Here is a 17,816-nt window from a genome sequence, read left to right as displayed (position 1 = left end):
GGCAAAAAAAAACCCCACCAGTAGGCGGGGTCTTGTCACGAAAAGAGCGTTAATTACTCTTCTTTCGCGCCACGCATTGCACGGCGACGATCGTTTTCGGTCAGGTGACGTTTACGGATACGGATGGAAGTTGGAGTAACTTCTACCAGCTCGTCGTCATCGATGAATTCCAGAGCCTGCTCCAGAGTCATCTTAACCGGCGGAACCAGAACCGTTGCTTCGTCAGTACCAGACGCACGCATGTTGGTCAGTTTCTTACCGGTCAGGCAGTTTACAGTCAGGTCGTTAGAGCGGCTGTGAATACCGATGATCTGGCCTTCGTAAACTTCAGCACCGTGACCCAGGAACAGCTTACCGCGATCCTGCAGGCTGAACAGTGCGAACGCAACTGCTTTACCCTGACCGTTGGAGATCAGTACGCCGTTCTGACGCTGTCCAACATCACCCGCACGAACATCGTCGTAATGGCTGAAGGTGGAGTACAGCAGGCCAGTACCAGAGGTCATGGTCATGAATTCTGAACGGAAACCGATCAGACCACGGCTTGGGATCACGTAGTCAAGACGTACGCGGCCCTTACCATCTGGATTCATGTTTTTCAGGTCGCCTTTACGCTCACCCAGAGCCTGCATCACAGAACCCTGGTGCTGCTCTTCAACGTCCAGCGTGACGTTTTCGAACGGCTCTTGTTTACGGCCGTCGATTTCGCGGAAGATAACTTTCGGACGGGAAACCGCCATTTCGAAACCTTCACGACGCATATTCTCGATCAGAACTGACAGGTGCAGCTCACCACGACCGGATACACGGAATGCATCCGCATCTTCGGTTTCTTCAACACGCAGTGCCACGTTGTGCACCAGCTCTTTGTTCAGGCGGTCAAGGATCTGACGAGAGGTAACATATTTACCTTCTTTGCCACAGAACGGAGAGGTGTTTACGCAGAAGAACATGGTTACGGTCGGCTCATCAACAGACAGTGCCGGCAGCGCTTCGACATTTTGCGGGTCGCAAATAGTGTCAGAGATGTTCAGCTCGCCCAGACCGGTGATCGCGATGATATCGCCCGCTTCAGCAATGTCACTCTCAATACGTTCCAGACCCAGATGGGTCAGGACCTTACCGACTTTACCGTTACGAGTTTTGCCTTCGCTATCAATGATAGTGATCTGCTGGTTCGGTTTAACTTTACCGCGTTTGATACGACCGATGCCGATAACACCAACATAGTTGTTGTAATCAAGCTGAGAGATCTGCATCTGCAGCGGGCCATCAAGGTCAACGTTCGGTGCTGGTACACGATCGATGATGGTCTGATACAGCGGAGTCATATCTTCAGCCATATCTTCGTGATCCAGACCCGCGATACCGTTCAGCGCAGAAGCGTAAACGATAGGGAAGTCCAGCTGTTCGTCGGTAGCATCAAGGTTAACGAACAGGTCAAATACCTGATCAACAACCCAGTCAGGACGCGCGCCCGGACGGTCAACTTTGTTGATAACAACGATTGGTTTCAGGCCATGGGCAAAGGCTTTTTTGGTCACGAAGCGCGTCTGCGGCATCGGACCATCCATTGCATCAACGACCAGCAGTACGGAGTCTACCATGGACATTACACGTTCAACTTCACCACCGAAGTCGGCGTGCCCAGGGGTATCAACGATGTTGATACGGTAGTCATTCCATTTGATAGCGGTGTTTTTAGCGAGGATGGTAATCCCACGCTCTTTCTCCAAATCGTTGGAGTCCATCACGCGCTCTTGGGTTTCAGCACGTGCATCGAACGTACCGGATTGTTGGAGCAGCTTGTCTACCAGGGTGGTTTTACCATGGTCTACGTGCGCGATGATGGCGATGTTACGCAAATTTTCGATCACAACTTTGCCTCAGGCATTTTAGAAATAGCGCGTTATTGTACACGGATTAATCGCAGTACAAAACAGGATCACAAACATCCTCCGCAAACAAGTATTGCAGAGTTTCTTTGTGATCACATTCACGGAGCGTTAAAAGGGGTATTTTGATGTCCATTGCACCAATATGGTGCTTAATGTTCACATTAAAGCACTATAATGGTGCAATACAACATTCATGGTGCAGCCCCTTTGCACGATGGTGCGCATGATAACGCCTTTTAGGGGCAATTTAAAAGTTGGCACAGATTTCGCTTTATATTTTTTACGGCGACACGGCCAATTTTTTGCAGAATTGTAGACTTCGTTACCACGACGACAATGACCAATCCGGGAGAGTAAGTATGTCCGCTGAACACGTTTTGACGATGCTGAATGAACACGAAGTGAAGTTTGTTGATTTACGCTTCACCGATACTAAAGGTAAAGAACAGCACGTCACTATTCCTGCTCATCAGGTAAATGCCGAATTCTTTGAAGAAGGCAAAATGTTTGACGGCTCCTCAATCGGTGGCTGGAAAGGCATTAACGAATCAGACATGGTTCTGATGCCAGATGCTTCTACTGCTCTCATTGACCCGTTCTTTGAAGAGTCTACTCTGATCATCCGTTGCGATATCCTGGAACCAGGTACGCTGCAGGGTTATGACCGCGACCCGCGTTCTATTGCTAAACGTGCTGAAGAATACCTGCGCGCTACCGGCATCGCAGACACCGTTCTGTTCGGGCCAGAGCCAGAATTCTTCCTGTTTGATGACATCCGTTTCGGCGCATCCATCTCCGGTTCCCACGTCGCTATCGATGACATCGAAGGTGCCTGGAACTCCTCCACCAAATATGAAGGTGGTAACAAAGGTCACCGTCCTGGCGTGAAAGGCGGTTATTTCCCGGTTCCTCCGGTTGATTCCTCCCAGGACATCCGTTCTACCATGTGTCTGATCATGGAAGAAATGGGCCTGGTTGTTGAAGCGCATCACCACGAAGTGGCGACTGCGGGTCAGAACGAAATTGCTACCCGCTTTAACACCATGACCAAAAAAGCGGACGAAATTCAGATCTACAAATATGTGGTTCACAATGTTGCACACCGTTTCGGTAAAACAGCGACCTTTATGCCAAAACCAATGTTTGGCGATAACGGTTCCGGTATGCACTGCCACATGTCCCTGTCCAAGAACGGCGTAAACCTGTTCTCTGGCGACAAATATGCTGGTCTGTCTGAGCAGGCGCTGTTCTACATCGGTGGTGTTATCAAACACGCGAAAGCAATTAACGCCCTGGCAAACCCGACCACCAACTCCTACAAGCGTCTGGTCCCGGGTTACGAAGCACCGGTAATGCTGGCTTACTCTGCCCGTAACCGTTCTGCATCTATCCGTATTCCGGTAGTCGCCTCTCCGAAAGCACGTCGTATCGAAGTGCGTTTCCCGGACCCAGCGGCTAACCCGTACCTGTGCTTCGCCGCGCTGCTGATGGCTGGCCTTGACGGTATCAAGAACAAAATCCATCCTGGCGAAGCCATGGATAAAAACCTGTATGACCTGCCGCCAGAAGAAGCGAAAGAGATCCCACAGGTTGCTGGCTCTCTGGAAGAAGCACTGAAAGAACTGGATCTTGACCGCGAGTTCCTGACTGCAGGTGGCGTATTCACCAATGAAGCGATTGACGCGTACATTGCACTGCGTCGCGAAGAAGATGACCGCGTACGCATGACGCCGCACCCGGTAGAGTTCGAGCTGTACTACAGCGTTTAACCGTATCTTAATAATCCGACGAATTTCACGTTGCGGCAAAGCGGCAACTGAGCAAATCCCCAGGAGCATAGATAGCTATGTGAGTGGGGTGAGCGAAGGTAGCCAACGCAGCAGCGACGTGGAAGGCGCCAGGAGTTTTTTAGTTGCCGTGGAACTTTTAGCCCATCACACGATGGGCTTTTTTCTCCACCAACAACCTGATCCTTCGCGCTTTTTCTAAGTAAAAAGCTATAATGCACTAAATTGGTGCAACCTTTTTCAGGAGACTGCTGAATGGCAACCGGCACGCTGCCCGATGCTGGGCAGATCCTCAATTCGTTAATCAACAGCATTTTACTTGTCGATGATGAGCTGGCGGTACATTACGCCAACCCCGCGGCACAGCAGCTGCTCGCCCAAAGTTCTCGTAAACTGTTTGGTACACCGCTTCCTGATCTATTGAGCTATTTCTCTTTGAACATCGGACTGATGCGAGAGAGCCTGGAAGCTGGCCAGGGCTTTACGGACAACGAAGTGACGCTGGTAATAGACAGCCACTCACATATCCTCTCAGTGACCGCTCAGCGGCTTCCTGACGGCCTTATCCTGCTGGAGATGGCCCCAATGGATAACCAGCGCCGTCTGAGTCAGGAGCAGCTCCAGCATGCTCAACAAATTGCGGCCCGCGATCTGGTACGCGGACTGGCGCACGAAATTAAAAACCCACTGGGCGGGCTACGTGGCGCTGCGCAACTTCTCAGTAAAGCACTCCCGGACCCGGCGCTGACAGAATATACCAAAGTCATTATTGAGCAGGCCGATCGCCTGCGTAATCTGGTTGACCGTTTGCTGGGTCCACAACAGCCAGGTATGCACGTTACGGAAAGTATTCACAAAGTGGCTGAACGCGTGGTAGCACTGGTCTCAATGGAACTACCGGAAAACGTCACGCTGATTCGTGATTACGACCCAAGTCTTCCAGAACTGCTGCACGATCCAGATCAGATAGAGCAGGTTCTGTTGAATATCGTGCGCAATGCGCTACAGGCGTTAGGGCCAGAAGGTGGCGAGATTATTCTGCGAACCCGCACCGCTTTCCAGCTCACGCTACACGGTATGCGTTATCGCCTGGCTGCACGTATTGATGTTGAGGATAACGGTCCGGGTATTCCCCCTCACTTGCAGGATACGCTGTTCTACCCAATGGTCAGCGGTCGCGAGGGTGGTACCGGACTTGGATTATCCATCGCCCGTAATTTGATTGATCAACATTCCGGCAAAATTGAATTTACCAGTTGGCCGGGTCATACCGAGTTCTCGGTTTACCTGCCTATCAGGAAATAAAGGTGACGTTTATGCAACGAGGAATAGTCTGGGTAGTTGATGACGATAGTTCCATCCGTTGGGTGCTTGAACGTGCGCTCGCAGGGGCAGGACTTAGCTGCACGACATTTGAAAGTGGTAAAGAAGTGCTGGATGCGCTGGCCAGCAAAACGCCGGACGTGCTGTTATCGGATATCCGAATGCCGGGAATGGACGGCCTGACGCTGTTAAAACAGATCAAACAGCGCCATCCAATGCTTCCGGTCATCATAATGACGGCACATTCCGATCTGGATGCCGCCGTCAGCGCCTATCAGCAAGGTGCTTTCGATTATCTGCCTAAGCCTTTTGATATCGACGAGGCTGTTGCACTGGTCGAGCGCGCTATCAGCCATTATCAGGAACAGCAGCAACCGCGGAATATTCAGATCAACGGCCCGACGACCGATATCATCGGTGAAGCCCCCGCGATGCAGGATGTATTTCGCATTATTGGGCGACTTTCCCGTTCTTCAATAAGCGTATTAATCAACGGTGAATCCGGGACAGGTAAAGAGCTGGTCGCCCACGCCCTGCACCGTCACAGTCCTCGCGTCAAAGCGCCTTTTATCGCACTTAATATGGCGGCTATCCCGAAGGATTTGATCGAATCTGAGCTGTTTGGCCATGAAAAAGGGGCGTTTACCGGTGCGAATACCATTCGTCAGGGGCGCTTCGAACAGGCCGACGGTGGCACACTTTTCCTCGACGAAATTGGTGATATGCCGCTGGATGTACAAACGCGGTTATTGCGCGTATTAGCCGACGGACAATTTTACCGCGTTGGCGGCTATGCGCCAGTGAAGGTGGATGTACGTATCATCGCGGCGACACATCAGAATCTCGAACTGCGTGTGCAGGAAGGCAAGTTCCGTGAGGACTTATTCCATCGTCTGAACGTTATTCGCGTCCATTTGCCGCCGCTGCGTGAACGTCGGGAAGATATCCCCCGCCTGGCTCGTCATTTTCTACAGGACGCCGCCCGCGAACTGGGCGTCGAAGCCAAGCAATTACACCCCGAAACCGAAGCAGCGCTCACACGTCTTGCCTGGCCGGGGAACGTGCGCCAGCTTGAGAACACCTGCCGCTGGTTAACCGTAATGGCCGCCGGGCAGGAAGTGCTAATTCAGGACTTACCGGCTGAACTGTTTGAGGCCACAGTTCCAGATGCCCCTTCGCACTTGCAACCGGACAGCTGGGCAACCTTACTGGCACAGTGGGCTGACAGGGCATTACGTTCCGGTCATCAAAACTTACTGTCTGAGGCGCAACCTGAAATGGAACGTACGCTGTTAACCACTGCGCTACGCCACACCCAAGGGCACAAACAGGAAGCGGCACGCTTGTTAGGATGGGGGCGTAACACCTTGACGCGTAAATTAAAAGAGCTCGGAATGGAGTGACGATTTGTCACTGTGTAAAGATTGATAATTGAGCGCAAATTGCTGCTATTTTGTACTTTACTGTTCCGATGAGTTAAGTATGATCGTGCCCGGCAAACGGGGAGAAGTCATCATGCTGGAATCAATCATTAATCTTCTGTCGAGCGGTTCAGTAGAAAGCCATACGCCACAAACTGCGGTTGCCGCAGTGCTGTGTGCGGCGCTGGTTGGACTGTTTAGCTGAATGCGTGCCGGGTGGCGCTACCGCTTATCCAGCTTACAGGTTGTCACGACTTGTAGGCCCGGTAAGCGGTAGCGCTACCGGGCAACGTCACTAAATCACCCGCGAGAACTGCTGTATCCGTGCTTTCTGACGCAAATAAGCATCAAAGCACATGCAGATATTACGGATCAGCAGGCGGCCTTTCGGCGTAACCTGAATCCCCTTCTCATTGACGTCCACCAGCCCATCTTCCGCCAGCGGTGCCAGCAGTTTCAGGTCTTCGGCAAAATATTCAATAAAGTTCAGCCCCCATTGCTGCTCCACGGCGGCGTAATCGAGGCGGAAGTTACAGATAAGCGCCTTAATAACATCACGGCGAATGCAGTCATCACGGGTTAACGCGATCCCACGCCACAAAGCATCACCGCGCTCATCGACCTGCTGATAGTAAAGCTTCAGCTCTTTCTGGTTCTGTGCGTAACAGTCGCCAATCATACTGATGGCAGAAACACCCATCCCCAGCAGGTCAGTATCACCCTGGGTGGTGTAGCCCTGGAAATTACGATGCAAAACGCCTTCTCGCTGCGCAACTGCCAGCTCATCATCCGGGCGGGCAAAGTGATCCATCCCAATGAACTGATAGCCAGTTTCGGTCAGTGAGGAGATGGTTTCCTGCAGAATATCCAGCTTCTGTTGCGCGCTGGGCAGATCAACATCTTTGATCTTGCGCTGGGCGGCAAAAAGCGTCGGCAGGTGCGCATAGTTAAAGACGCTCAGGCGGTCGGGATTCAGCTCTGCCACACGCTTCAGAGTGAAAGCAAAGCTCTCCGGCGTCTGTTTTGGCAGCCCGTAAATAAGGTCGATATTCGTCGAGGTAAAGCCAATATCACGCGCATGATTAAGCAGCGCAAAAATGAACTCCTCGTCCTGTTCGCGGTTCACCAGACGCTGAACTTCTTTGTTGAAGTCCTGCACACCCATGCTCAGGCGGTTAAACCCTTCTGCACGTAAATGATCAAGGACATCCAGCTCGATTTCACGTGGATCCACTTCGATCGAGATTTCGGCATCAGCGTTAAAGTGGAAGTTGTCACGTAACAACGTCATCAAACGGCTGATCTGTGCTTTATTCAAATAAGTGGGGGTGCCACCGCCCCAGTGCAGCTGGCTAACATGTCGTCCGGCAAACAACGGTGCACGATGAATAATTTCTTGTTCCAGCACATCCAGATATTGATCGGCTTTATGCTGCTGACGAGTCACAATTTTGTTGCAGCCACAGAAGTAGCACAGTTTGTGGCAAAACGGGATATGGACGTATAAAGAGAGTGGACGTTCAGGGTAGCGCGCAACGGCCTGCGAAAACGCCTCTGCACCGTAGTCTTCAGAAAACTCCAGCGCGGTCGGGTACGAGGTATATCGTGGCCCGGAATAGTTATATTTCTGGATCAGGGCCAGATCCCAGTCTATTAGCTGTTCAGACATGCTCACTCCTTCCGATGGCGTTTCTGGCGAGTACGGCGTACCGGCTTAGTCCCATTGTGGGTGATAAGCCGGCTGCGCAGCCACTTTTGGCGCCGCGACAATCGCTGTAGTTTAACGAATAACCACACCAGATAACATATAACCGGAAGGGTTATAAGCAGGACAGGAAGGCCCACGGTACAAAACCGTTAGTTACCACCCTTCAGCAGGCGCATCATATCTTCCTGCTTTTCATCCTCTTCATCTTCCTCTTCGTCGTCATAGGAGAGACCCAGCTTTTGCATCAGCTCATCAATGCGATCCAGCTTGGCATCAACCCATGCCTGATCTTCATCACTCAGGGTTTCTCCCGCTTCAAGACGTTCCAGCAGCGCATCCAGGCGCTCATCCGTTTCCAGTAAATCCAACTCAGCCTGTGGTGAAAGCATAGGTTTCTCACTCTTCGGTTTGTGCTGTTTGGTGACCTTTTCGGTCACACCCAATGCAATGGGGGTTTTACTGCCAATACGAGGATCTTTGTGCTTACTTTGGTTTCCGCCACCTGATGCGCCGTCACTACCGGTCGCACGGCTACCTGCCGCATGACCACGGTGTTTTTTCTGGCGTTTACGGTCACGGGCTTCCTGGTTAATCTCTTCGCGTGTTTTACGGCGCGCTTTTGCAGGACCTTTACCGCGTGGTGTAGAAGTTGGTTTCATCATGATTCGTCTTTGGCTGTTTTTATTCAGTATATAATTGCGCCGGAATCTAGCAGAAATAAAGAAAAAAGGCGACAGAGTAATCTGTCGCCTTTTTTCCTGACTCTCACCCTTAACAGGCTTTACAATCCATGTTGGCTATCAACACACCCTGTTTTTCCCTTAGCCTGAAACATTCCGTGTTGTTTCCATTTCCTTTTACTAACGTCTCCGGACGTTTGTCTTCCTGACAATCCTGTGTCTTCGCCTCCTGGCGCTCCTGACCCTCATCCTGAGTCGTATATCCTGTAAGCTTCCTCGCTATGGACGCTACTTTACCCTTTTGGCTTAACCGTACAAGTAACCTGGGTAGTAATTTCAGCTTTTCAGAGTATAAATAATGGTTAATTATCTGATTTATTTGAGTTATATCATTATTTGCTCTGTCATATCGCATAGATTCGATCGGCAATGTCTCACAAAGCGCGCGGTTTTTACTTACACAACACACTTGTCGAAAAGCCAGCCTTTTGCTGGTGTTCAGGTATAATCGCTGCAAAGCCTTGATTGATGGAGACGACCGCTTTGACTAATTTGAATTATCAACAGACGCACTTTGTGATGAGTGCGCCTGATATTCGCCATTTACCTTCCGATACGGGAATCGAAGTGGCTTTTGCTGGCCGTTCCAACGCAGGCAAATCCAGCGCGCTAAATACCCTGACAAATCAAAAGGGTCTGGCGCGTACCTCTAAAACACCTGGCCGTACACAGCTCATCAACCTTTTTGAAGTTGTTGACGGCAAGCGTCTGGTTGACTTGCCGGGATACGGTTATGCAGAAGTTCCGGAAGAGATGAAGCGCAAATGGCAACGCGCGCTTGCTGAATACCTGGAAAAACGTCAGAGCCTGCAAGGTTTGGTTGTCCTGATGGACATTCGCCATCCACTAAAAGATCTCGATCAGCAGATGATTCTGTGGGCAGTAGAGAGCAACGTTCAGGTTCTGGTATTACTGACCAAAGCGGACAAACTGGCCAGCGGTGCACGGAAAGCCCAATTGAATATGGTACGTGAAGCGGTGCTGGCATTTAATGGCGATGTACAGGTCGAAGCATTCTCATCGCTGAAGAAGCTGGGCGTGGACAAACTGCGTCAGAAGCTGGATGTCTGGTTTAGCGAACTGGCACCGATTGAAGAGATGCAGGACGGGGAATAATCCACTGATATGCCGGATGGTGACGTTACACGTCTTATCCGGCCTACAGATCTTTATTATTGCTTTAAATAATTCGAGTTGCGTAAAGGCGGCGATACCAGGAAAAATTCGTCGGAAACGACTTTGAACAGCTGAAGGCACCTCCAGTGAGGGAATGGAGTGAGCAAGAAAGCCAACGCATATACAGCTTGAAGTATGACGAGCACAATAAAAAACGCCCCAGTCATTACTGACTGGGGCGGCTAAAATATTCAGCCAAATCCGATTACGTGAAGTAAAAGGTCTGAAAGATAGAACATCTTACCTCTGTACCCTACGCGAATAACTTTACTCTTTTTTGAGCAGCTCAGAAAGTACTTTTTGTAATTTTTTTTCACTCCCGACATAGGGAATTCTAATGAATATCACAAAAAGCTCTATCTTATGTTGCTTAGTTACGAAAAGAGCGCGTTATTCATTGAACCCTTAGTGCGCTTGATCCCAGTTTTCACCACTACCCACTTCCACCAGTAACGGCACATCAATCCGCGTCCCATTTTCCATCAGTTGATGGATCTTTTTCGATACGCTTTCCAGGTCATCTTTATGCACTTCAAATACCAGTTCATCGTGTACCTGCATGATCATGCGTACGCGCGGCTGCTCGGCTTGTAGCCATCCGTCCACATCTATCATGGCTCGCTTGATAATATCTGCAGCAGTACCCTGCATCGGGGCATTAATCGCTGCGCGTTCAGCACCGGCGCGGCGAGCACCATTACTGGATTTAATATCCGGCAGATAGAGGCGACGCCCTTCCAGGGTTTCAACATACCCTTGCTCTTTTGCCTGTGCGCGCGTGCGTTCCATGTATTCCATTACGCCAGGGTAACGTTCGAAGTAGAGATCCATGTATTTCTGCGCTTCTTTACGCGGAATATTCAACTGGCGCGCAAGACCAAAAGCGCTCATCCCATAGATCAGACCAAAGTTGATAGCTTTCGCACTGCGACGCTGCTCGTTGGTCACAGAATCGAGCGGCAAGCCAAAGACTTCAGCAGCCGTTGCGCGGTGAATGTCCTTCCCTTCAGCAAACGCAGTGAGCAGGCCTTTGTCACGCGAGAGATGCGCCATAATACGCAGTTCAATCTGCGAGTAGTCCGCAGAGACAATAACGTAGTCTTCTGGTGCAATAAACGCCTGGCGAATACGACGACCTTCCTCATTACGAACCGGAATATTTTGCAGGTTAGGGTCGGTAGAAGATAAGCGACCAGTAGCCGTGACTGCCTGATGGTACGAGGTATGTACGCGTCCGGTTTTAGGATTGATCATCAAAGGAAGTTTATCCGTATAGGTAGACTTCAATTTTGCCAACCCACGATATTCCAGAATCACCTTCGGCAATGGGTAATCCAGCGCTAACTCTTCCAGCACTTCTTCCGACGTTGACGGCGCACCACCCGGTGTTTTCTTCAGCGGTTTGATACCCTGCTTTTCAAACAGAATGGTTTGCAGTTGCTTGGTAGAAGAGAGGTTAAATGCCTCTCCAGCTATCTCATGCGCTTTTTTCTCCAGCTCCGTCAAACGCAGTGTTAGCTCTTCTGAATGTTTGTGCAGTACCGCCGGATCAATTTTCACACCATTGCGTTCTACGCGAGACAGTACTGGTACCAGCGGCATATCGATCTTCTCGAACACATTTAGCGGCCCTTGATGCTTTTGCAGTTCTGGCCACATTTTCAAGTGCAGCTGTAACGTAACATCAGCATCTTCCGCGGCATAACGTCCGGCTTCTTCCAGTGCAATCTGGTTAAAGGTCAGTTGGTTTTTACCCTTCCCGGCGATCTCTTCAAAAGTGATCGTTTTATGTTTCAACCAACGATCGGACAGGCTGTCCATGTCGTGTCGTCCGGCAACACTGTTGAGAATGTAGGATTCGAGCATGGTATCAAAAACGATGCCGCGCAGCTCAATTCCGTAGTTTGCCAGTATGCCACGATCGTACTTCAGATTTTGCCCAACCTTATGCGCCTTTTCATCTTCCAGTAGTGGCTTCAGCAGCGTCAACGCACGGTCGCGAGAGATCTGATCGGGAGCATCCAGGTAATCATGGGCAACAGGAACATATGCAGCTATACCTGGCTCAATGGCAAAAGAGAGACCAACCAGGTTCGCAGAGATGTTATCCAGGCTGTCAGTTTCAGTATCAAAGGCAAAGACCGGTGCTTTTTTTAGCTTCGTAATCCACTCTTCCAGCGTCGCTTCGTCCAGAATAGTGACATAGTTATCGAATGAGAGAACTGTTGCCGGCTCCTCAGGCGTTTCATCGATAGCTATTGTTTCCTGTGGTTTTGCTGCTGGCTTTGTTCCTTTCGCCTGCAGCCATTTGCCGGCTTCAACGTCAGCAACCCAGCGTTTGAACTCATATTGCTTAAACAGGCCAAGCAGTTCGTCAGCTGCAGGCTGGCGCACTTCCAACTGCTCACAGGTTAATTCAAGTTCAACATCCGTTTTAATCGTGGCCAACTTATAAGAAAGGTATGCCACTTCTTTATTCTGCTCGAGTTTGCCAGCCATGGTTTTTGCACCACGGAAGGTTAGCCCCGCGATTTTGTCTGATTCAGCATAGAGGGTATCCAGCCCTCCCAGTCCCTGAAGCAATGCCTGAGCTGTTTTTTCACCCACTCCCGGAACACCTGGAATGTTATCGGAGGAGTCGCCCATCAGCGCCAGGAAATCGATGATCAGCTCAGGTGGCACGCCATACTTATTCACTACCTCATCCGGACCGAGGATAGTATTGGTCATAGTATTGATAAGCGTGATATTTGGTGTCACCAGTTGAGCCATGTCTTTATCACCGGTACTGATCAGCACCGGGCGCCCTATTTTCTCTGCTTCTCGCGCCAGCGTACCGATGACATCGTCCGCTTCCACACCGGAAACCGCCAGTAACGGCAGCCCCATCGCTTTGACCATCGCATGTAAAGGTTCTATCTGCGCACGCAGATCGTCCGGCATTGGCGGACGATGTGATTTGTAATGCTCGAATAACTCATCACGGAAGGTTTTACCCTTAGCGTCGAAGACCACTGCAGCATGCGTCGGCTGGTATTGCAGAATCAAGCTACGCAGCATGTTGAGGACACCGTACATAGCGCCCGTAGGCTCTCCCGAGCTGTTGGTCAGCGGCGGAAACGCATGGTATGCGCGATACAGGTAAGATGAGCCATCTACGAGGATAAGTGGGTTTTCTGGGATCTGAACCATAATGTCCGTGCCTGTTTATCAGATTATGGGTAAAGGATGCCACAGACAGGATGAAAACATGAGTTTTTCACCGCGTTTGTGGAAAAACTTTTGCAGATCTTCTGGACTGTTCGCAAAGTGAGCTGTGGATAACTTTGTGAGTAAATAATTTTCAGCCCTTTAAATACAGCAAGATAATTTATAAAGCATAATAATTTTATATATTTTTCATCGCGTTATATTGAGCGGCAGAATTTTATAGCTTATTTTAGACTTATATCTGGATGTGGATAGATATTACATTTTTTTCTATTCAGCGAAGACCCGTCATTTGGTTCGTTTTCTGATAAAATCAGCCCCTTGCGCCTCTTTCGCGCACTATCTATGGCTAACCTTTTGAATAATTTAATTATGACGAGAATACTCGCTGCGATAACGCTGTTGCTGAGTATCGTATTGACCATATTGGTCACGATTTTTTGTTCTGTGCCGATCATCCTTGCCGGGGTTGTAAAACTCCTTTTGCCCTTTCCCATCGTCTGGCGCAAGGTATCCGTCTTCTGTAATTTCATGATGTACTGCTGGTGTGAAGGTCTGGCGTTACTGTTACACCTTAATCCGCGACTGAAGTGGGACGTTGAAGGACTGGAAGGTCTTAGCAAGAAAAACTGGTATCTGCTCATCTGCAATCACTACAGCTGGGCTGATATCGTTGTGCTTTGCGTTTTGTTCCGTAAACACATCCCCATGAATAAATATTTCCTTAAGCAGCAACTCGCCTGGGTCCCCTTTATTGGACTGGCATGCTGGGCGCTGGATATGCCGTTTATGAAACGCTATTCGCGCGGCTATTTGCTCCGTCATCCGGAACGACGCGGTAAAGATGTGGCAACAACGCGTCGCTCTTGTGAGAAGTTTCGCCTCCATCCGACAACCATTGTGAATTTTGTTGAAGGTTCGCGCTTCACGAAAGAGAAACACCTGCAAACCCGCTCGCCATATCAAAATCTATTGCCGCCCAAGGCCGCAGGCATTGCGATGGCGCTAAATGTACTAGGGTCTCAGTTCGATAAATTGCTCAACATTACGCTGTGTTATCCAGAAAACAGTCATCGTCCTTTCTACGATATGCTGAGTGGCAAGCTGACACGCATTGTCGTGAGAGTGAATCTGGAGACAATTAAAGAAGAGCTGCACGGTGATTACGTTAACGATAAAGGATTTAAACGTCGGTTCCAGCTGTGGCTGAATACGCTGTGGAGTGAGAAAGACATGCAACTTGATGCGATTAAAGCCTCACATAAAAAAGCCGGTCAGTGACCGGCTTTTTCTTTTACTTCTGACCAACCAGATATTTCACGGTATCAGCATACTGCTGTACAAAGATATCCATGCTGCTGGTATCCATACCCTGCGGATTTACCTGATACTTACCATTAACAAACATCGCCGGGACGCCCTGCAGTTGCAGATCAGCCGCCGCTTTTTCCTGCTGTGCGACGAGTGATTTCACCACGAAGCTATTCCATGCAGCATCATAGTCTTCACCTTTAATACCCGCATCGACAAACACTTTACGAATATCAGCAACAGACTGGACGGTCTGCGTTTTCTGTACCCCTTCAAACAACGGTACAGTAACTTTATCTTCAACGCCCAGTGCCAAAGCAACAGCCCACGCCTGAGTCAGGTCTTTGCCAAGAGGCCCCAAAAACTCAACGTGATATTTGGTCATTTTGGTGCCTTCCGGCAGTTTTTTCTTCACGTTATCAGAGACGTGAAGCACTTCTTCAAACTGGTAGCAATGCGGGCAGTAGAAGGAGAAAAACTCCAACACCTGAGGCTCACCCACAATAGGCTTTTCCAGTGTGATGTACTGCTTGCCATCCTGGAACTGCGCTGCCGATGCGCTAAATGCTAAGATCATACCAGCCAGCGCCAGCCATATTTTTTTCATGTTCAGGTCTCTCCGATTAATACATTGGCGTTAATTGTAAGGGGGGGTCTTGCAGAATTTTAGCCTGCTCAATAAAGGTCACGGTCTGACGTTGCCAGTAATCTTCCCCGGTTAACCATGGAAAGTTTTTAGGGAACGCAGGGTCAGCCCAACGTCGAATCAGCCAGGCAAGATAATAAACTAAACGCATGGCGCGTAAAGGTTCAATGAGTCCGATTTCAGCGATGTCAAACTCACTAAACTCTTCATAAGCCTCAATAATGGTTTCAAGCTGCATACGTTGTTCTGCTTTATCGCCATTAAGGAGCATCCATAGATCCTGTATTGCCGGACCATTACGAGCATCATCTAAATCGACGAACATCGGGCCATCACGCCACAGAATGTTCCCGGCATGGCAGTCACCGTGCAATCGTAGCGTTTCAAAACGGGTATGCCAGCGCTCGGTAACCACCGTGATGAGCGCATCCGTTGCCTTAAGGAAAGCTGCCTTTTGCCCTGCAGGAATGATCCGCGCATGCTCGAAAAGTTTACGCGGCTCAGTCAGATACTCTTCAAGACCAATTGTCGGTCGAAAGGCAAAAGAACGTTTACGTCCAGTTTGATGCAGGCGTCCCAGATAGCGGCCCACCGCCTCCATCTGATCGATGTTGTCGGCTTCAAACTGGCGGCCACCCACACTGGGAAATATCGCATAGTGAAATCCCTGATGACCCAATAACGTCTGGCCATCAAACACAATTGGCGCCGCAACGGGTACATCATCGCGCACCAGTTCAAGGGCAAACTGGTGTTCTTCCAGTATTTGATCAACAGACCAGCGTTCAGGACGGTAAAACTTTACGACAAAACGTCGACGGTCTTCATCCTGGAATTGATAGACACGATTTTCATAGCTGTTAAGCGGGGTCAGCCCGGAATCCACCCGGATCCCCTGCTCAAACAGTGCATCCATGATGGTATCCGGGTGTAGCGTCTGGAAAGTAAAAGCGTTGTCGTTCATCCCATCATCCGGAAAATACTACGAATGATTCAGGATATCATTTCGCAGCGCTTTCGGTGGCGGCGATTACAAGGTTTTACTCTTTAATTACGCCACGTGCTCGCAGGAGTGCAGTTTTAAAATCTTCTTCATAATCTTTTTGAATACCTGGAATCACTGCGTCTTTCGCAGAGTCGCGCATTTTCAGGTGGTAGATCAGAATATCATCAGTTAAATCCGCCAGTTCTCCGTCAAAACCTGACTCTTTTGCCAGTTTCTGCAAAAATTGCATCAGGTTAAGATCGGGTTCTTTCTGCCAGGCCGGCTGGAGGAGTTCAATAACTTCATTCAGACGTTTACATTTCATGGTTGTGCTCCTTAGTCTTAATACGAATACGTTAGCAGGGTCAATCCCACATTAAAAGAGGCGATATCAGTGATTCTGGATAGTGCAATAACAGGGGTTGTTCTGGCTGGCGGTAAGGCCAGACGAATGGGTGGAACAGATAAAGGCCTTCTTGAACTTCACGGTAAGCCGTTATGGAGACACGTGGCGGATACCCTCGCCTTGCAGGTTAAGACCGTCGTGGTTAACGCCAATCGCCATCAGGATGTTTATCAACAAAGCGGCTTGAAAGTTATCCCCGATTTATTGGCCGATTTTCCTGGCCCGCTGGCCGGAATGCTGTCAGTTTTTCAGCAGGAAGCTGGTGACTGGTTTCTATTCTGTCCTTGCGATATGCCATATATTCCCCACAGCCTGGCCGCACGTTTAAAAGAGCAACGTAGCTCTGCGCCAGTCGTATGGGTGCACGATGGAGAACGGGATCACCCGACAATTGCGCTGATGAATAGAAAAATAGTGCCGTTGTTACAGGACTACCTTCAGTCTGGTGAACGACGCGTAATGGTCTTTATGCGTCTGGCTGGCGGGCATGCCGTCGATTTCAGCGATCACAGAGACGCATTCGTAAATGTGAATACACCAGAAGAACTCGCGAGATGGCAGACAAAATCATGATCCCATTACTCGGCATTGCGGCATGGAGTGGTACAGGAAAAACCACACTGCTCAAAAAGCTGATACCGGAACTGTGCGCCAGAGGTATTCGCCCTGGATTGATCAAGCATACACACCACGATATGGACGTCGATAAACCCGGCAAAGATAGCTATGAACTGCGTAAAGCTGGAGCAGCTCAAACACTGGTCGCCAGCCAGCAGCGCTGGGCATTGATGACGGAAACGCCAGAAGAGCCCAAGTTGGACTTAACATATCTGGTGAGCAGAATGGATGCTTCAACGTTAGATATGGTGCTTGTCGAGGGTTTTAAGCATGAAGCTGTCGCGAAGATCATGCTTTTTCGTGAAGGTTGTGGTCGCAACAAGGAAGAATTAACGATTGATGAACATGTTGTCGCGGTTGCAAGCGATGTTCCACTCATGGTGGATGTTCCATTGTTAGATATAAACGATATACCACAGATAGCGGCATTTATTTTACGGTGGCTAAAGCAATGAACGTGATCCGGATGAGGCGTTTACGCCGAATCCGGCACTTTTCACAACGCATAGACGCAAAAAAGCCCATCCGGCAGGATGGGCTTCTTCACTGGTTTGATGCCTGGCAGTTCCCTACTCTCGCATGGGGAG

18 protein-coding genes are annotated in these 17,816 nt (G+C 49.7%); 8 read left to right on the top strand and 10 right to left on the bottom strand.

From position 1 onward, the window contains the following. Nucleotides 1-53 precede the first annotated feature (53 nt). Nucleotides 54-1,877 carry a ribosome-dependent GTPase TypA gene (gene typA, locus OGX98_RS13535; protein WP_045449198.1) on the bottom strand — a complete coding sequence of 608 codons (1,824 nt, stop codon included), beginning with the start codon at nt 1,875-1,877 and terminating at the stop codon, nt 54-56. A gap of 380 nt (nt 1,878-2,257) precedes the next feature. Here typA and glnA point away from each other — a divergent pair, with 380 nt between their 5' ends. From glnA to OGX98_RS13515, 4 genes are all read left to right on the top strand, one after another. After that, on the top strand, nt 2,258-3,667 hold the full coding sequence (gene glnA, locus OGX98_RS13530) for a glutamate--ammonia ligase (RefSeq protein WP_045449196.1): 1,410 nt from the start codon (nt 2,258-2,260) through the stop codon (nt 3,665-3,667). Nucleotides 3,668-3,940: 273 nt separating this feature from the next. Further along, on the top strand, nt 3,941-4,990 hold the full coding sequence (glnL, locus tag OGX98_RS13525; RefSeq protein WP_045449194.1) for a nitrogen regulation protein NR(II): 1,050 nt from the start codon (nt 3,941-3,943) through the stop codon (nt 4,988-4,990). 11 nt (nt 4,991-5,001) lie between these two features. After that, the gene (gene glnG / locus OGX98_RS13520; protein ID WP_045449862.1) at nt 5,002-6,411 is read left to right on the top strand and encodes a nitrogen regulation protein NR(I); all 1,410 of its coding nucleotides are present in this window, start codon (nt 5,002-5,004) and stop codon (nt 6,409-6,411) included. A 112-nt stretch (nt 6,412-6,523) separates the two neighbouring features. Beyond that, nucleotides 6,524-6,634 carry a YshB family small membrane protein gene (locus OGX98_RS13515; protein WP_096758886.1) on the top strand — a complete coding sequence of 37 codons (111 nt, stop codon included), beginning with the start codon at nt 6,524-6,526 and terminating at the stop codon, nt 6,632-6,634. Between the two features lie 90 nt (nt 6,635-6,724). Here OGX98_RS13515 and hemN read toward each other — a convergent pair whose 3' ends face one another. The 3 genes from hemN to OGX98_RS13500 form a co-directional block, all read right to left on the bottom strand. Continuing rightward, nucleotides 6,725-8,098, bottom strand: a complete 1,374-nt coding sequence (gene hemN, locus OGX98_RS13510; protein WP_045449192.1) for an oxygen-independent coproporphyrinogen III oxidase — start codon at nt 8,096-8,098, stop codon at nt 6,725-6,727. A gap of 188 nt (nt 8,099-8,286) precedes the next feature. Then, complete coding sequence (yihI, locus tag OGX98_RS13505; RefSeq protein ID WP_240703920.1) at nt 8,287-8,796, bottom strand: Der GTPase-activating protein YihI; 510 nt, start codon at nt 8,794-8,796, stop codon at nt 8,287-8,289. 112 nt (nt 8,797-8,908) lie between these two features. Further along, a complete protein-coding gene (locus tag OGX98_RS13500; RefSeq protein WP_045449860.1) occupies nt 8,909-9,157 on the bottom strand; it encodes a hypothetical protein in 249 nt (82 codons plus the stop codon). 203 nt (nt 9,158-9,360) lie between these two features. On the opposite strand from OGX98_RS13500, the gene yihA reads away from it, so the two are divergent. Further along, a complete protein-coding gene (yihA, locus tag OGX98_RS13495; RefSeq protein WP_045449859.1) occupies nt 9,361-9,993 on the top strand; it encodes a ribosome biogenesis GTP-binding protein YihA/YsxC in 633 nt (210 codons plus the stop codon). Between the two features lie 251 nt (nt 9,994-10,244). On the opposite strand, the gene spfP is transcribed toward yihA, so the two are convergent. The 3 genes from spfP to OGX98_RS13485 all read right to left on the bottom strand — a co-directional run bounded on the left by spfP (nt 10,245) and on the right by OGX98_RS13485 (nt 13,796). Next, the gene (gene spfP / locus OGX98_RS24085) at nt 10,245-10,292 is read right to left on the bottom strand and encodes a small protein SpfP (protein ID WP_071892919.1); all 48 of its coding nucleotides are present in this window, start codon (nt 10,290-10,292) and stop codon (nt 10,245-10,247) included. Between the two features lie 166 nt (nt 10,293-10,458). Then, on the bottom strand, nt 10,459-13,245 hold the full coding sequence (gene polA, locus OGX98_RS13490; RefSeq protein ID WP_045449188.1) for a DNA polymerase I: 2,787 nt from the start codon (nt 13,243-13,245) through the stop codon (nt 10,459-10,461). Between the two features lie 242 nt (nt 13,246-13,487). After that, nucleotides 13,488-13,796 carry a hypothetical protein gene (locus OGX98_RS13485; RefSeq protein WP_286595443.1) on the bottom strand — a complete coding sequence of 103 codons (309 nt, stop codon included), beginning with the start codon at nt 13,794-13,796 and terminating at the stop codon, nt 13,488-13,490. Here OGX98_RS13485 and yihG point away from each other — a divergent pair. Then, on the top strand, nt 13,681-14,544 hold the full coding sequence (gene yihG / locus OGX98_RS13480; protein ID WP_223307033.1) for a 1-acylglycerol-3-phosphate O-acyltransferase, YihG family: 864 nt from the start codon (nt 13,681-13,683) through the stop codon (nt 14,542-14,544). The two genes, OGX98_RS13485 and yihG, sit on opposite strands and share 116 nt — an antisense overlap. A gap of 13 nt (nt 14,545-14,557) precedes the next feature. Here the strand turns inward: yihG and dsbA are convergent, their stop codons facing one another. From dsbA to OGX98_RS13465, 3 genes are all read right to left on the bottom strand, one after another. Next, the gene (gene dsbA / locus OGX98_RS13475) at nt 14,558-15,181 is read right to left on the bottom strand and encodes a thiol:disulfide interchange protein DsbA (RefSeq protein WP_045449183.1); all 624 of its coding nucleotides are present in this window, start codon (nt 15,179-15,181) and stop codon (nt 14,558-14,560) included. A gap of 16 nt (nt 15,182-15,197) precedes the next feature. After that, nucleotides 15,198-16,184 carry a serine/threonine protein kinase gene (locus OGX98_RS13470; protein WP_286595400.1) on the bottom strand — a complete coding sequence of 329 codons (987 nt, stop codon included), beginning with the start codon at nt 16,182-16,184 and terminating at the stop codon, nt 15,198-15,200. Between the two features lie 76 nt (nt 16,185-16,260). Then, nucleotides 16,261-16,530: a YihD family protein gene (locus OGX98_RS13465; protein ID WP_042325406.1), complete on the bottom strand. Its 270-nt coding sequence runs from the start codon at nt 16,528-16,530 to the stop codon at nt 16,261-16,263. A gap of 69 nt (nt 16,531-16,599) precedes the next feature. On the opposite strand from OGX98_RS13465, the gene mobA reads away from it, so the two are divergent. Together mobA and mobB are read left to right on the top strand one after the other, a co-directional pair. Further along, nucleotides 16,600-17,184: a molybdenum cofactor guanylyltransferase MobA gene (mobA, locus tag OGX98_RS13460; RefSeq protein ID WP_045449178.1), complete on the top strand. Its 585-nt coding sequence runs from the start codon at nt 16,600-16,602 to the stop codon at nt 17,182-17,184. Next, nucleotides 17,181-17,684 (top strand): molybdopterin-guanine dinucleotide biosynthesis protein MobB, encoded by a 504-nt coding sequence (gene mobB, locus OGX98_RS13455; RefSeq protein WP_045449857.1) that lies wholly within the window; start codon nt 17,181-17,183, stop codon nt 17,682-17,684. Before mobA ends, mobB begins: the two co-directional genes overlap by 4 nt. Nucleotides 17,685-17,816: the final 132 nt, after the last annotated feature.

Origin of the sequence: Citrobacter sp. Cm046 (assembly GCF_030333065.1) — a bacterium.
GTDB classification, from domain to species: domain Bacteria; phylum Pseudomonadota; class Gammaproteobacteria; order Enterobacterales; family Enterobacteriaceae; genus Citrobacter; species Citrobacter murliniae.
Note: the sequence above shows the minus strand (reverse complement) of the source record. Positions and strands in the feature narration are given on the sequence as shown.